At 62.7% G+C, this 14,804-nt stretch carries 12 protein-coding genes; 1 reads left to right on the top strand and 11 read right to left on the bottom strand.

What is annotated here, in order from left to right; genetic code table 11:
• The 4 genes from AB0I57_RS14570 to AB0I57_RS14555 form a co-directional block, all read right to left on the bottom strand.
• Window positions 1-1,115, bottom strand: a 1,115-nt coding sequence (locus tag AB0I57_RS14570) for a pentapeptide repeat-containing protein (protein ID WP_358336205.1), incomplete at its 3' end; no start/stop codon positions are given.
• A gap of 646 nt (window positions 1,116-1,761) precedes the next feature.
• The gene (locus AB0I57_RS14565; RefSeq protein ID WP_358336202.1) at window positions 1,762-2,262 is read right to left on the bottom strand and encodes a hypothetical protein; all 501 of its coding nucleotides are present in this window, start codon (window positions 2,260-2,262) and stop codon (window positions 1,762-1,764) included.
• A 727-nt stretch (window positions 2,263-2,989) separates the two neighbouring features.
• Complete coding sequence (locus AB0I57_RS14560; protein WP_358336199.1) at window positions 2,990-4,219, bottom strand: pentapeptide repeat-containing protein; 1,230 nt, start codon at window positions 4,217-4,219, stop codon at window positions 2,990-2,992.
• Window positions 4,220-4,705: 486 nt separating this feature from the next.
• Window positions 4,706-5,581 (bottom strand): SPFH domain-containing protein, encoded by an 876-nt coding sequence (locus AB0I57_RS14555; RefSeq protein ID WP_358336196.1) that lies wholly within the window; start codon window positions 5,579-5,581, stop codon window positions 4,706-4,708.
• A gap of 379 nt (window positions 5,582-5,960) precedes the next feature.
• On the opposite strand from AB0I57_RS14555, the gene AB0I57_RS14550 reads away from it, so the two are divergent.
• Entirely contained in the window at window positions 5,961-6,608 is a 648-nt protein-coding gene (locus tag AB0I57_RS14550) for a class I SAM-dependent methyltransferase (protein ID WP_358336193.1), read from the top strand.
• Between the two features lie 140 nt (window positions 6,609-6,748).
• On the opposite strand, the gene AB0I57_RS14545 is transcribed toward AB0I57_RS14550, so the two are convergent.
• The 7 genes from AB0I57_RS14545 to AB0I57_RS14515 form a co-directional block, all read right to left on the bottom strand.
• Window positions 6,749-9,025: an ATP-dependent DNA ligase gene (locus tag AB0I57_RS14545; RefSeq protein WP_358336190.1), complete on the bottom strand. Its 2,277-nt coding sequence runs from the start codon at window positions 9,023-9,025 to the stop codon at window positions 6,749-6,751.
• Between the two features lie 95 nt (window positions 9,026-9,120).
• Window positions 9,121-9,552, bottom strand: coding sequence for an SRPBCC family protein (locus AB0I57_RS14540; protein ID WP_358336187.1), 432 nt, complete (start codon window positions 9,550-9,552; stop codon window positions 9,121-9,123).
• A 65-nt stretch (window positions 9,553-9,617) separates the two neighbouring features.
• On the bottom strand, window positions 9,618-11,252 hold the full coding sequence (locus AB0I57_RS14535; protein WP_358336184.1) for a cation acetate symporter: 1,635 nt from the start codon (window positions 11,250-11,252) through the stop codon (window positions 9,618-9,620).
• Window positions 11,249-11,611, bottom strand: a complete 363-nt coding sequence (locus AB0I57_RS14530) for a DUF485 domain-containing protein (protein WP_358336181.1) — start codon at window positions 11,609-11,611, stop codon at window positions 11,249-11,251. Before AB0I57_RS14530 ends, AB0I57_RS14535 begins: the two co-directional genes overlap by 4 nt.
• 210 nt (window positions 11,612-11,821) lie before the next feature.
• Window positions 11,822-13,588 (bottom strand): cation acetate symporter, encoded by a 1,767-nt coding sequence (locus AB0I57_RS14525; protein WP_358336178.1) that lies wholly within the window; start codon window positions 13,586-13,588, stop codon window positions 11,822-11,824.
• 7 nt (window positions 13,589-13,595) lie between these two features.
• Entirely contained in the window at window positions 13,596-13,955 is a 360-nt protein-coding gene (locus tag AB0I57_RS14520) for a hypothetical protein (RefSeq protein ID WP_358336460.1), read from the bottom strand.
• Between the two features lie 62 nt (window positions 13,956-14,017).
• Window positions 14,018-14,797, bottom strand: a complete 780-nt coding sequence (locus tag AB0I57_RS14515) for a LytTR family DNA-binding domain-containing protein (protein ID WP_358336457.1) — start codon at window positions 14,795-14,797, stop codon at window positions 14,018-14,020.
• Between the last annotated feature and the right edge of the window lie 7 nt (window positions 14,798-14,804).

Below are 14,804 nucleotides of genomic sequence, written 5' to 3'. Positions count from 1 at the left end.
CGTACGGTGCCCGGGTCAGTTCCGGGGTCGGTGCCCGGGTCAGTTCCGGGGTCGGTGCCCGGGTCAGTTCCGGGGTCGGTGCCCGGGTCAGTTCCGGGGTCGGTGCCCGGGTCAGTTCCGGGGTCTTCCGGTTGATCGACGCTGACTACGAAAGAACCGGTTCCGAAGGTGGGCCGCAAGCCCGTCGGGTTCACGCTTTGCACCTTGCATGTGACCGTTGTCGAACCAACCGCAAATCTGCTGCCTGATTCGGGACTGCACTCCTCCAACGTCACGCCGGTTACAGCCGCCGGAACGGAATTCCAGGTTGCAACCGCGTCGACATCACCCGCATCGTCCCGGTCACCGACGACTGGTTCGAGAATGGGCATCGCCGCTGTCCCCGTGAAGTCCAGGCCGGTCAACAACGCATCCGTGAAGTTTGCGTTGTCGATCACAGACCCAGACAGATTCGCCTTTTCCATGTTCGCGTATCGCAGGTCTGCGTCACTCAAGTCCGCGCCCTCGAAGGTCGCCCTTTCCATATCCGCCTCGGATAGGTTCGCGCCGTTCAGTTTTGCATCGTATAACCTAGCGTAACTGAGCCTTGACTTTGACAGGTCGGCGCCAGACAGGTCGGCACGGGACAATTCCATGGAATACAAACTCAAGCCGCTAAGATCCGCGTCGGAAAAGTTCGCGTCCGGGGCAGTGGCACGGCTGAGAGCAGCCCTCGTGAGGTCAACACTTGACAGATTCGCCGCTGAGAGGTTCGAGTCCGTCAATGCCAGATACTTGGCCGAAGCAACTCCCGCGAAATTCGCACCCGTCAGGTCTGCGGAGTTGAGACGGGCAAACTCAAGATTTGCGCCCGCGAAGTTTGCGCCCACCAGGTTCGCGTACGCGAGATCGACGCCCTTGAGATCCGCGTTGGTGAAATCAACGCCTGGGCAATTGGTGTACTTCCCGACGCTCGGTTGAGCCACGATGTTGCAACCACTAATGACGGTATCGGCGCTGGCTGTGCCGCCTGCGGCCACAGCTACACCTCCAACCATGACAACGAGGGTGCTAATTGCACCGGCAATCCTTCGTCCCACTACGCCCCCCGATTCAGAGAAGTTGATGATCTGCAATCGGAGCGGACCATACCGGACGGTCGAAACACTCTCCGGGACACCCCTCATGACGCCCACGCTGCCATCCCCGTCCTACGGTCGATGTCCTCCATTTGCTCGAACTGGTTTCGGCCACAACTATTTCGAGGCCCTATCCTCAACGGTGGCCGTCATGTATGCAGACGTGCTCAGCAGTGCACGAGATCATCTCCTCGAACGTCGACACCACTGCAAGGTTGGGGTTGATACGGGCTTCAACCCTCTTCTCCTGCCGTATCCCACCTGCACCGGGGCTGCTCACCGAATATGTAACGTGAACTTGGGTGCGACGTCGGGTACCGTGCATGTCTTGACTCGATCCGTCCAACAGCACGGGAACCGATCACCAGTGACGCGCGTCCAACCGAATATGGCACCGAATCCGGACGACCCGCACCTTGAGGACTTTATCCTCTGGGAACTGCAGTGGCACCGAGGTTGGAAACCTCGACGGTTCGGGCCGGAGCCTGATCCCGGCAGCCCTCCCCCCGAGGTTGGCGATGAGACCGCCTGCGGGTGAGCGTCGGGACCGACATCCTCGAGCGCTCCGGTGCTCTACCTTCTAGCAGAGACTCCGACGCTAAGCGACATTTCCGCGGTTCCACAGATGATTCGGTTGGACTGTCTACGAACCGAACGTAAGGGAGCCGGTGGGCTTCGGTTCCGGCTTCGGTCCTACCCAAACCTCATAGTTCACATGCTCCGAGGACTGTCCGGCCTGCCACAGCCATCCGCCCCTGTGGCTCTTCTGACCGCACATTCCGAAAAGGCTGTACCGGCCCTGCGGCAGTCCATCGCGCGTCACCGTGACCGTCTGCCCGGCTTGCGGGTAGAGGGTGGTATCGGTCCAATCCGTCGGGGTGGTCCAGGGGTCGGGGTTCGCGAATTGCATGACCCCGTCAAGGAAGCCTTCGGGGGCACCATCGATTGACAGGGTGCAGGTGCGCGAGTACCCGTCGATGACAAGGGGTTCGTTCGGGTTCGTGATCGTCGCGGTGATTGACGAGTCGTCACTGGTCAGCGTCACCACCGGCGGGAGCGTCGAGGTGGAAGTTTGGGCGCTTGCCACAACCGGGAGCGCTAGCGGCACCAGGGATGCAATGGCTACAAGAACGGGTCGTATCACGCCCGTTTTGTATCACACCGGCCGGTCAGCGAGGTCGAGGGTGGGTTGAGTGGTGTGTGGGGAGGATTAGGCGTCAGACGCCCGCCCTGCACCACCCACAGAAGACCCATTGGGCCACGGTGGCGAACAACACTCGGTGCCCTACCCTGACAGGCGCGGATCGCGAGTCCGATCGGCAGGTTCGGCTACATCCCCTTCGAAGCGTGTAGCAGGTGCAATTCCATCCCACGTTTATTCACCGTAAATGGGAGTGGAAGTGATCCCATATTCGCAACGATCGGCGACTAATCGCACTGACATTTGATCGAAAGATGTTTGTACACAGAAAAATTAGTCAGTATTGTACAAAATTACACCAATATGTTATGGACCATTCCGCAACAGGGTAGGTCGCAGGTTCGAATCCTGCCGAGGGCACACATCTCGAGCTGCAGAAATCGCCGCACGATTCGATCGGCTCTCGGCCCACGACGGGGCGACCATCGACCTCTCGGTCGACCTTCCTGGCGTCCCGTCTCTGACGGTCCAATTCAAGGCACTGCACTGGCCGGTGAACCCGGCGAAGTTCGCGAACGTCTGGATCTATCCGTGAAAGTCTTTTTCCTCGAAAGGATTCGGTGCAGATTCGGCACAATCCGAAGTCGAGTGCCATGCGACGGCGGGTATGCCTTCCGTTGGCACTGCACTTTGTCGTGGTTGGCGACCGATGGAGCACCACAGGGGGCAGCTATCGGACAGGCTCCCCCATCGACCCGGTCCCGAAAGACCCGATGTCCCCCAGAGACCCGATGGTCCCGAGAGACCCGATCCCAGGTTCCGCATCTGAAGTGATGACAACGGTTACCTGCCTGTCAACGACTCCGGCGCTGTTGCCGGCGATAATGGTGATCGGGAATGATCCTGCTTCGGTCGGTGTCCCGGACAGAACGCCCTCAGGGGAGAGAGTCAATCCCGCCGGCAGTTCGCTCGTCGTGGTGACGGCCGGGGTCGGGGATCCCTCGATCTCGAACTCGAAGGTGTAGTCGACGCCGACCACACCTGCCGACGGGTCTCCCCCGATCGATGGGGCAACGGCAGGGAAGGGGAGCACGGTTACAGAGAACCTGCCCGTGCCCTGGCCCTCGCTGGTGCTGACGGCGCAACTTACAAGTGTCATCCCCACCGGAAAACTACTGCCCGAGGCCGGATCGCAGCCTCCGAAGGTGGTTCCGGTCAGGTCTGGAGGCGTCGGCCAGGTGACCGTTGCGTTGCCGGACTCATCCGCCGTCACCTCCATTTCGTACGACGGAATCAGCAGTGTGTCAGTCAGGTCCGTATTGGTCAGATTGGCTCTACTAAAGTCCGCCCCGCTGAGCTGGGCGCCGCCCATCTGCGCGTCGGTCAGGTTCGCGCCGTTCAGGTAAGCATCGGTCAGGTTCGCGCCAGTCAGATTCACTTCTTCGAGTCCTGCATGATCCAGCTTTGCGTCGGTCAGGTTCGCACGGGTTAGGTTCGCGTGATACAGATCGCTGAAGAACATGGTCGCGCTGCCGAGATTCGCGTCGCTCATATCGGCGCCTATCAGGACCGCGTCGCTGAGTTCGGCGCCGTACAGGTTCGCACGGGTGAGGTCCGCGCCGTTCAGGTTCGCCCACGTGAACTCGACGAACCTCAGATTCGCATCGGTGAGATTCGCGTCAGTCAGGTTCGTATCGGTGAGATCTGCGTACGAGAAGTCCAGGCCGGACAGATCCATGCCACTCAGATCCGCTCCGGGGCAGACAGTGTGATTGTCGAGGGTGGGATAGTCGACGACTGTGCAATCACCGATGACGACGTCCGCGTTGGCGACCGGAGTCACCGTCACCAAGGATGCTGCCGCCAACCCCGCACCCAGCACCACCGCTCCACCCATGCGTGCCAACGCATCCTGTGAACGATGGGCAACGCAGGCGATGGGCATGGAAAAATTTCTCATCGGCAACATCATTCGGCTCAACCCCTCCTGATGGAGACGCGACAGTTCGCGTCACTGTTCGTGCGGCAAGCTTGAACACCTCCGCCACCTCTTCAAGCCACGGTGATTGTCCCTGACGCGTACGGCAAAACCATCTATTCGAAGCTTGTTTCGACTGGCGTGTCGCTATACACGCGGTCGACCTCGTGCAGTGGTCTCGGCAATTGCCGACTATCGCGAGGCGCTCAGGTCCACCATCCATGTACCTGGCTGGGGCCGAGCGCGGGATGCATGAGAGCACCGGCCCGCGATCTGCAGAGACGCCGAAGCGCCCCCACCCTCACGGGCCTCGCTGGAAGCCACTGAGGATTGGGGCGCTCGTGCCCATCGGCGAGACCGTCACGTACCTGTCACACCAAGGCGACGACGAACGCGGATCCATATGCGATGTGGGCGACAGCCTCCATTTGTGTAGCCCGCCGTGCTGCAACTCGGGTCGAGGGCAGACTAGTTCGGCTGGACGATCACCGGGCTGCCCGCAGGAATCGGCAGGACGCCGGTGAGCTTGCCTGCCTTGATAGCGAGGTAGGCAACCAATGCGTTCTGGTCGTTGTTGAACAACGCCTTGAGCGGTTCGAGGCCCTGCGCCTCGCTGAGGACCTGCGTGTTGCGTTCCTGCTGACTGCGGTTGTCCTGGATCGCCTGGGCGACGCCTTCGATCGACTTCTGCATCTCCGGGGAGACCGCGGGCTTCTGCAGCGTGATACCGATCTTGTCCGCGGGGAAGTAGGCGGCGTTTCCGGTGGCTTGCTCGATGTAGGTGGGGAGCAGCTCCTTCAGCTTGGACTCCCATTTACCCTGTGCCCCATCGATGTTGCTGTACAGCTCCGCCCATCCGAATTGCTGGGTGGCGTCGGTGATCGCGCGATTGAGCGGCTGGGAAAGGTAGACACTCAGAAGGGTGCTCCAGTCTTCACCGTTGTCGTACTTGCGACCGATCTTCTCGTGGAACTCCTGGAAGACGCTGCAGTCTTCGGTGTTGAGCTGGAACCGCATCTGCCCGGAGACTGTGAGCTGGATCTGATCCTTGGACGGCGCGGTGTACGCGAGGTTGTCCCCGATGGGATTTCCACTTCCGTTGGTGGCGTTGTCGAAGACGAACGTACGCTGACCCGCCGGGTACTGATAGTAGTTGTCCGTGATCGCCTTGAAGGCGCGTTCGGAGGGTTTGACACAGGTGTCGAACTGGATGGCCTGGAACGGGCCGCCGTTGTAGTCCACCGCGGCCTGGTCGGGCTCGTTGCTGATGACCGTACAGCCGGACAGCGCCAAGGCACCGACGGCGAGAGTAGCGGCGGTTAGGGCAAGACGAGAGCGGATCATGAAGAGTTCCAATTCATTTGATGGTCACGACGGCGGCCAATAAAGGTATCACAACGCGCTGAAAGTGGTTTCAGGACAGCCGTGATGTTCGAAAGATGTTTACAAACATAGGATTAGCACGAGGCATTCCAGAGCGTGCCGGGTGTGGGAGGCCAAAGCCACTCCTGGCGCTTTGCCCGACAGGAAGCGGTCAGCTGACGAACCCCTGCGTACAGCGCCACCTAGACACATCCGGGGCATGGCGACGTACCAGGACCGGACTGACGAGTTGCGGCCAGTTGCCTGTCGGGGCTATCGGGCCAGCCGGTCGAGCTGATGAGGTGGTCGAGCTACCGTGAACGTACTCGTGAGATCTGCCGAATCGAGGAGGAACCAAACGATGAGTGGACGTACGCCCGGCCAGCGCACCTCCAGTCGGTGGGAGGAGATCACGGCCGCCAACCCCGCCCATTCCACTTGGTATGTGGAGCGGTTCCGCGCGATGGTGGCGCAAGGCCAGGACATCGTCGGCGAGGCACGGCTGATCGACGCGATGCTGGGTCGCCGCGGACGGGTCCTCGACGCCGGGTGCGGGCCGGGCCGCCTGGGTGGCTACCTACACGACTCCGGTCACGTGGTGGTCGGCGTCGATGTCGATCCGATACTGATCACAGCTGCCGAGGAAGACCATCCCGGTCCGACATGGCTCGTGGGCGACCTCGCCGAGCTGGACCTGCCTGCCCGCGGTATCGAAGCCGACTTCGATGCCATCGTGTGCGCGGGCAACGTGATGACCTTCCTGGCACCGTCCACCCGGGAGTCGGTGCTGTCCGGATTCGCCCGTCATATCGCCCCGACCGGACGCGTGGTCGTGGGATTCGCCGCCGGCAGAGGCTACGAGTTTCCGCAGTTCCTTGCTGACGCCGCAGCTAGCGGCCTATCGGCAGATCTGTTGCTCTCGACATGGGATCTACGCCCGTTCACCAATGATTCCGACTTTCTGGTGGCGGTGTTCTCACTCGAGCACCCGAGCGGCGACTCTAGATAGCTGCGCGCAAAGGGAATGAACGAGTGCGCAGAACTGCAGGGAACGTACGAGTGGCGTGCTGCAGAATTGCGCACTCGCCGACCCCTGCTCGAGGTATCAAGCTAGGACAAGGGTGTGATCCTGACCTTGCACAAAACCGGTCAAGCCGGAAACTCAACCCTCACGTCGTCGGGCGTCTTGTCGTCCCTGAGTCCTCGCCAACTGGGGTGACGCAGCCGCCCGGACTCGGTCCATTCCATGAACCGCACCTCCCCCACCAGGGTGGGAGTCACCCACACCGCATCCTTGCGCTCCGCAGTGGGCAGGGCGTCGGCGAACGGGTCGATCTCGGTTCCGAGCGGGCGCAGGATTGATTCGAGTTCGCGCAAATCGTGTCGGGTGAACCCGGTTCCGACCCGGCCGACGTATCGGAGTCCATCTCTTCCGGGAATGCCGAGCAGTAGCGACCCGATTCCGTCCGATCGTCGACCTCGACCCGGGCGCCACCCACCGATCACGACTTCCTGTGTGCGCCAGTTCTTCACCTTGATCCAACTCGCCCCACGCTTACCCGGCAAATACACGGAGTCGCGGCGCTTGGCGACGACACCTTCCCATCCCCGGTCTCGACTGACGGCAAGCGCCTCCTGTGCAGACCCGTTCAGTTGCGGTGGAACCACCAGGCCGTCCACCTTGTCCGCCAACGCTTCGAGTACACGGCGCCTGTCGGTGTACTTCTTACGCAGCAACGACACCCCATCCAGGTAGAGCACGTCGAATGCCAGAAAGTGCGGCTCGTTGCCCTGCTGCAGCAGGCCGAAGTTGGACACGCCCCGCTCGTCGAAGGCGACGACCTCACCGTCGAGAACTACCTCGTGATCGCTGAGAGCATCTGCCAGCCAATTTAATTGCGCGAAGTCACCCGTCTTGACGTTCCCCGTGCGGCTCGTCAACCGCAGGCGTCCGCCGCTGATCTCGGCGATCACCCTGACTCCGTCCCACTTTCCCTCGAATGCCCATTCATCGGCGTCGAGTCCGTCCAAGGTTCCCGGACTCGCGAGCATAGGCGCCAGGCCGCGTGGCAGATCGGAGGCCGCGGACCCGCCCGCGGTCTGGTTCTTCATCAGGTGCAGCAGCCACTGGTCACCCTTCGTACGGATCAACGCGAAACGACCCCTTGCCTTTTCACCGTGCAACCAGACGATCACCTCATCGTCCCGCCATTTCTCGGTTTCGTAGGTTCCCGCGTCCCAGATGGACATCGCGCCGCCCCCGTACTCACCCTTCGGGATTGTTCCCGCGAAGGTGAGGTACTCGAGCGGATGGTCTTCGGTGTGCACGGCCAGGCGGTTCTTCCCCGTCGTCGTCGGAACGTTCTTGGGCACTGCCCACGAAACGAGGACGCCGCCGCGTTCGAGCCGGAGGTCGTAGTGAAGACGCCGCGCATGATGTTCCTGGATCACGAACCTGTTGCCCTCCCCCTCCCGCACCATGGACGGCATCGGTTCGGGGGTGCGTCCGGGGTCACGTTTACGCCGATACTCTGCGAGGACGGCATCGCCGTCCCACTGTGGGTCGAGGCCGGAAAGAATGTCGCCCAACGACTCCCATCGTTCGAGGACTTCGTCGAACCGCAGTTGCCGCAGTTCGGGATCGTCGAGTTCGTCCCAGGTCCTCGGCGCCGCTACCCACGGTTGAGGGCGGCCGCGCAACGAGTACGGCGCGATGGTCGTCTTCGACGGGTTGTTCTGGCTCCAGTCGACGAATACCTTGCCGACGCGCACTGCCTTCGACATGCTGGCAGTCACGAGTTCGGGCCGCAGCGACTGTAGGCCCTTCGCCACCTGCTTCGCGACAGTCGACGCACCGCCACCCTCGAGTTTCCGGTCGAGAGGGACGTATAGATGTATACCCTTGCTACCGCTGGTGACTGGGAACGCAGTCCAGCCAAGGCCCGCAACGAGATCCCGTACAGCGCGCGCCACTTCCGCGCACTCGGCGAGCCCCACCCCAGGACCGGGGTCCAAGTCGAAGACGATCCGGGTGGCCGGCCCACGTCGCTGCCCATCGAAGCGCCATTGCGGCACGTGCAGTTCGAGTGCGGCTTGCTGCCCTGCCCATGCGAGGGCCGCGGCGGAGTTCAGAAGGGGATACTGCACCGAGCGATCCGAGTGCTCGAGGGCCCGCCGCTCGAGCCACGCAGGCGCAGAGGACGCCAGGTTCTTCTCGAAGAACGGCTCGCTGCCGACTCCGTTCGGCCACCGCTTTCGCGTGACGGCACGGTCGGCGATGTGGGGGAGCATGGCGGGCGCAATCTGCGTGTAGTAGTCGATGACCTCGCCCTTCGTCGTGCCAGACTCCGGGTAGAGGATCTTGTCGAGGTTGGTCAGCGACAGTCGATGTCCGTCGATCGTGATCTGCCGGGCTCCCGCCGCCATGCGCACCCCCCCCCGCCAATACATACATATTGTGCGCGCCACGACGTGTTCTTTTGGCCGTATCGCTCTTCTGGACCCAGCGTCAGCGGGCCAGGTCACGCATACAGGTCGGAGAATGTCCTCAATGACTTCTCGATATCGCCCTTCAGTGCCCGCGCGACACTCGAGCCGATGGGCCCGAACAGGGGTGCGCCGCCCAATTCGATGGTGAAGGCCATTTCGGAAACACCGTTCTTGGCCTTGACCTCGACCGCGAGTCCGAGCTTCACGCCACCCTTGCCATCGCCCCTGAGCACGATGCGGTTTGGAGCGTCGTACTCCTTGATCGTCCACCTCACGCGGTTCCGCAGACCTTTGACCGTCACAACCGATGTGATCACTGTTCCAACCGTCAGGGTCTCCGGGAGTTCGCCGCGCCAGCCCTCGTGAACCATCAGCCACTTGTCGAACTCTTGCAGGTTCGAGGCTCTGTCCCAGGTGTCCTGCGGGCCGAGGTGGACATCGGTCTTGACCGTAAGTTTTGCCATTGGGGCAGCCTAGAGCAGTGGCAAAGCAGCCCCCCTCGAACCTGCTTTGCCACTGCCCTTCAGGCTCAGTGCGAGACGGCCTTCTCCACACCGACGCCAGTTAGCGAGCGAACCTCCATCTCGGCCTGCTTGGCGGGATCTTCCGGCCTGCCCCGACCGATGTAGGTGCCCACGATGCCCAGGACGAATGCCAGAGGTATCGACACGATTCCAGGGTTGGCGAGAGGGAAGAAGTCGAAGTCAGCATTCGGGAACATCGACGACGCCTTGCCGGATACCGCTGGGGAGAAGACGATCAACACCAGGCAGGTGATCAGACCGCCGTAGATGCTGAAGAGCGCCCCCGTGGTATTGAACTTCTTCCAGAACAGCGAGTAGAGCAGCGTCGGCAGGTTCGCCGACGCGGCGACGGCGAAGGCCAGTGCCACCAGGAAGGCGACGTTCTGTCCCATCGCGAGGATGCCGAGGGCGATCGACGCCAGTCCGATCACCACCACAGTGATCCTGGAAACTCGCACCTGCGCTTCTTCCGAGGCATTTCCGCGCTTGACAACGCTGGCGTAGATGTCATGGGCGAACGACGCGGATGCTGTGATCGCCAGACCCGCAACCACAGCGAGGATCGTAGCGAACGCCACTGCGGAGATGATCGCGAGGAAGAGGGTGCCACCGAGTTCGAACGCGAGCAAGGGTGCGGCGGCGTTCTCACCGCCCGGTGCACCGAGAATGGCGTCGGGTCCCACCATTTTTGCGGCACCGAAGCCAAGGACCAGCGTGAACAGGTAGAACGCGCCGATCAGTCCGATCGCCCAAGTGACCGAGCGGCGGGCTTCCCTTGCGGTGGGGACCGTGTAGAACCGCATCAGTACGTGCGGGAGACCTGCAGTGCCCAGAACCAGCGCGATGCCGAGCGAGATGAAGTCGAGCTTGCTCATCGCACTGACGCCGTACTTGGCACCTGGCGTGAGCATGTCGCGACCCGCGATGGCCTCGTTCGTGCTGCCTGAAGCCATCGCCTGGGCATCGGCGAGCAACTGAGAGAAGTTGCCGCGCACCGCGAACAGTACGAGGAAGAACATGAGACCGGCACCGGCCACGAGCAGCACAGCCTTGACCATCTGCACATAGGTCGTGCCCTTCATGCCACCGACAAGCACGTAGGCGATCATCAAGACACCGACCACCGCGACGACTACGGACTGCCCTGTCTTGCTGTCGATGTCCAGCAGCAGGGCGACCAGTCCGCCTGCGCCTGCCATTTGCGCGAGCAGGTAGAACAGTGACACGACAAGGGTGGACAGCGCCGCCGCCATCCGCACGGGACGTTGCTTCAACCGGAAGCTCAGCACGTCCGCCATCGTGAATCGTCCTGTGTTACGCAACAGTTCGGCTACCAGCATCAGTGCCACCAGCCAGGCGACGAGGAAGCCGATGGAGTACAGGAAGCCGTCGTAGCCGTACACCGCGATTGCACCGGCGATACCGAGGAACGACGCTGCCGACAGGTAGTCGCCGGCGATGGCGAAACCGTTCTGCGGGCCCGAGAATTGGCCGCCGCCCGTGTAGAAATCGGAGGCCTTCTTGGTAGTCCGACTAGCGCGGATCACGATGGCCATGGTGACCACCACGAAGACGGCGAATATAGCGATGTTGAGAAGCGGGTTCCCGACGTCGGCCCCGGCCGCGAGCGTTGTCGTCACTTGGCGTGTCCTTCCAGTTCTTCACGAATGGCAGTTGCGCGGGGATCGAGTTCACGATTGGCGAACTTGACATAGAGGGCAGTGATCGCGAACGTCGTCGCGAATTGCGCCAAGCCCAGGATGATCCCGAGGTTGATGTTGCCGATCACCTTGATGGCCATGAAGTCATGCGCATACGTTGCGAGCAAGACGTAGCACGCATACCACGCGAGGAAGAACGCCGTCATCGGAAAGACGAAGCGGCGCAGACGGTGTCGCAGCTCCTGAAACTCCTGGCTCGCCTGGACGTCCGTGAAGGCTCGAGTATCGGGGACGCGCCGCTGCTGCGTCACACCCTCTCTGAGGTCGGTTGTGGACACTGCTGACTCCTTGGTCGCATGGGGGTGAAGTTCGGCGCTGACGCTAGCGAGGGGCGAGTCTTGGCCGCAGCGTGTGGCTTGGGTTACACGGTGAGTTGCCGGAATGTGCGCCGAACGGTCGGTCTACAGCGACAAGCGGCGCCCGGCAGCTGCTCTACCGACCAGTCCTGGACGGCGCGTGCAACTTCTCGGCCGCGCTGACAGGTGGAACTAGCGTGCGCGGCCGGAGCGGAGAGCGCCTTCCCGATCTGCACCCACGCCGAGGCGCTCGGGGGCGTGCATACGGGTGAAGATCCTGCCGAGGTCGGCGGGAACCTGACGCTTGGTCACTCGACTGACCAGCACCATCGTGAGGAAGGCGAGTGGAACACTGATCGCTGCCGGGTACGCGATCATCGCCGCGAGCCAGCCGTTCCACACGTCGTCCGTGAATCCGACGAGTACTGAGACTGCCGCTGCAGACCCGGCCACGAGACCTCCGACGACCATGCCTGTCGCCGCGCCTGCAGCGGTCAGCCCACGCCACCAGATGCCGAGCACCAACAGCGGGCAGAGGGTCGATGCCGCGATGGCGAATACCAGTCCGACCGTCCGTGACAGGTCCAGCGATGTCACCGCAATCGACAACCCGAGCGGGATCACCCCGGCCAGGACGGCGGCGAGCCGGAAGTCCCGGATCCGCCCGGGCAGGACGTCGGTGCTGAGGACCCCGGCGATGCTCACGAGAAGGCCGGATGATGTGGACAGGAACGCCGCGATGGCCCCCGACGCGACGAGTGCGGCGAGAAGTTGCCCGCCCCAGCCGGGAAACACCGAACCAGGCAGCAACAGAACCGCCCCGTCGGATGCGCCGGTGATGAGCAGCTGCGGAACGTACAACCTCGCGAGCGCCCCGAGAAGCGTCGGAAATAGATAGAACAGTCCGAGCAATCCGATCACGGCCAGCGACGTCAGGCGCGCGGCCCGTCCATCGGGGTTCGTGTAGAACCGGACGAGCACGTGTGGCAATCCGAGCGTGCCGAGGAAGGTAGCGAGGATCAGCGAATACACCTGATACATCGGGTGCGGTCCCCCGAATCCCCATCCGGGAGCGATCCAGTCGGCATTGTCGGCGGGAGCGCCCACGACGACGGGAACAGGTGCACCCTGCTCCAGAATCATCGACGTGCCTTTGCCGAGATGATGCTCACCCGGTTCGAGTCGGACCTCGCCGACGATGTCGACCCCGTCGATCGTCCCCGACCCGCCTACGGTCACGGGCGCCGATACCTGGACGACCACGTCGGTGGTGATGTCGACGGTCGTCTTCTCGCTCACTGTTGGTGGTGCGACCGAACCCATATCGGGACGATCGACAAAGAAATACACCGACAGCGCCAGGGCGGGGATCGCGATTGCGGTGAGCTTGAGCCAGTACTGGAACGCCTGGACGAACGTGATGGAGCGCATGCCACCGCCGACGACGTTCGCGATCACGATGAGTCCGACGACTACCGCCCCGACCCAACCTGGCACACCCAGAAGGATATTCAGGGTCAACCCTGCTCCCTGGAGTTGCGGGACGAGATACAGCACGCACACCGTGGCGACGACGAGCATCGAGAGAGTGCGCAGTCGAGTCGATTTGAGCCTGAATTCGGCGAAGTCGGGCACTGTGTATGCCCCGGACCGCCTCAGCGGCGCCGCGACGAACAGCAGCAGTCCGAGGTAGCCGGCTGTGAATCCGATCGGGTACCAGAGGGCGTCGGCGCCGTACTTGGCGATCAGTCCGGCCACCCCGAGGAAAGACGCAGCCGACAGATATTCACCGGAGATCGCGGCGGCGTTCCACCGAGCACCGACACTGCGCGACGCGACCAGGAAATCGGAGGTTGTGCGTGCCAACCGAACTCCGTAGATGCCGATCGCAACGGTAGCGACAGCAGCTGCGCCGAGAGCCGCCAAGGTCAGCCATGGAATGGTTTGGTCCGTACTCACGGGGCGATCAGTCGTCCACCAGATCGGCGAATTCCTGCTCGTTGCGCTCGGCCTGCCGGATGTAGATCCATCCGGTTGTGAGCAGCACCGGATACACGAGGACCCCGAGCACCACCCAGGGCAGCCGTATGCCCAGAACAGACACGTCCGACAGTGCCGGAAGGAGGAAGGTCACCAGGGGCACGAAACACAGCAAGCACACCGTAAGCAACGCGAGCCGGATCGCCAACCCGAGTTGGGTGCGCACGAGGCCACGGATCATCGCGTCCCCGACCTCGGTCTGCTCCTCGACCTCGACCCTGGTCCGGACGATGCGGGCACCACGGCGCTGCGCCAGCACGACTCGTTCGCGCTGAGGTACGGGCACCGGCAATGTGCGCTGAGGTGTGGGCACCGGCAATGTGCGCTGAGGTGCGGGCACAGGCGAACTCATCGCGCCGTCCACGACCGCTTGGGGGCTCCAACCAGCCTGTCTTTGAGCATCCGAGTGTGCCGACGGCTGACAGGGAGTTCTACCGGCGGGCGGCCCCCGCGCGCACGCAAACACACGACAAGCCCGTTGCCGACCGTCCGGATGCCGGTGACCAGCGGCATCGACACCAGATGGGATCGATGGACTCGCAGGAATCCGGCGTCTGTCCAGCGCTTCTCCAGCGCGGAGATCGGGATGCGCACGAGGTGGGAGCCTTCCGCTGTGTGCAGGCGTGAGTAGTCGCCATCAGCCTCCACCCACTCGACGGAGGACCGGTGCACGAGAGTGGTGGAACCACCGAGCTCGACAGGGATGACTTCGTCTGCCACCGCACCCGCATCCTGGACGCTCTTGCGGCTTCGCCCATCGACGATGCGCCGGACCGACTCGGCGATCCGCTCGCTGCGCAGCGGTTTGAGGAGGTAGTCGACGGCACCGAGGTCGAATGCGGCAACCGCCCGGTCGTCGTGGGCTGTCACGAAGACGACCGGCGGCGGTGATGAGAAGTTCGACAGTATTCCGGCCAGTTCGAGGCCGTCGAGACCGGGCATGTTGATGTCGAGGAACACCGCGTCGATATCGCCGTCTTGCAAGATGCGCAGTGCAGCCGTCGCGTCGCTCGCGTGACGAATCTGGCCGACCGCGTCCTGAGCACGCAGCATGAATGCCAACTCGTCGAGAGCGGGTTTCTCATCGTCGACCGCAAGCACGGTAAGCGAGTCATTCGTGCCGGTCAGTTTGGCG

It is taken from the genome of Rhodococcus sp. NPDC049939, from assembly GCF_040656415.1.
GTDB lineage: Bacteria > Actinomycetota > Actinomycetes > Mycobacteriales > Mycobacteriaceae > Rhodococcus_F.
Note: the sequence above shows the minus strand (reverse complement) of the source record. Positions and strands in the feature narration are given on the sequence as shown.

What these genes read in the sequence shown, in the direction of transcription:
- AB0I57_RS14550 (WP_358336193.1), top strand. Translation starts at nt 5,961, where the DNA reads ATGAGTGGACGTACGCCCGGCCAGCGCACCTCCAGTCGGTGGGAGGAG.
- AB0I57_RS14540 (WP_358336187.1), bottom strand. Translation starts at nt 9,552, where the DNA reads ATGGCAAAACTTACGGTCAAGACCGATGTCCACCTCGGCCCGCAGGAC.
- AB0I57_RS14560 (WP_358336199.1), bottom strand. Translation starts at nt 4,219, where the DNA reads ATGAGAAATTTTTCCATGCCCATCGCCTGCGTTGCCCATCGTTCACAG.
- AB0I57_RS14555 (WP_358336196.1), bottom strand. Translation starts at nt 5,581, where the DNA reads ATGATCCGCTCTCGTCTTGCCCTAACCGCCGCTACTCTCGCCGTCGGT.
- AB0I57_RS14545 (WP_358336190.1), bottom strand. Translation starts at nt 9,025, where the DNA reads ATGGCGGCGGGAGCCCGGCAGATCACGATCGACGGACATCGACTGTCG.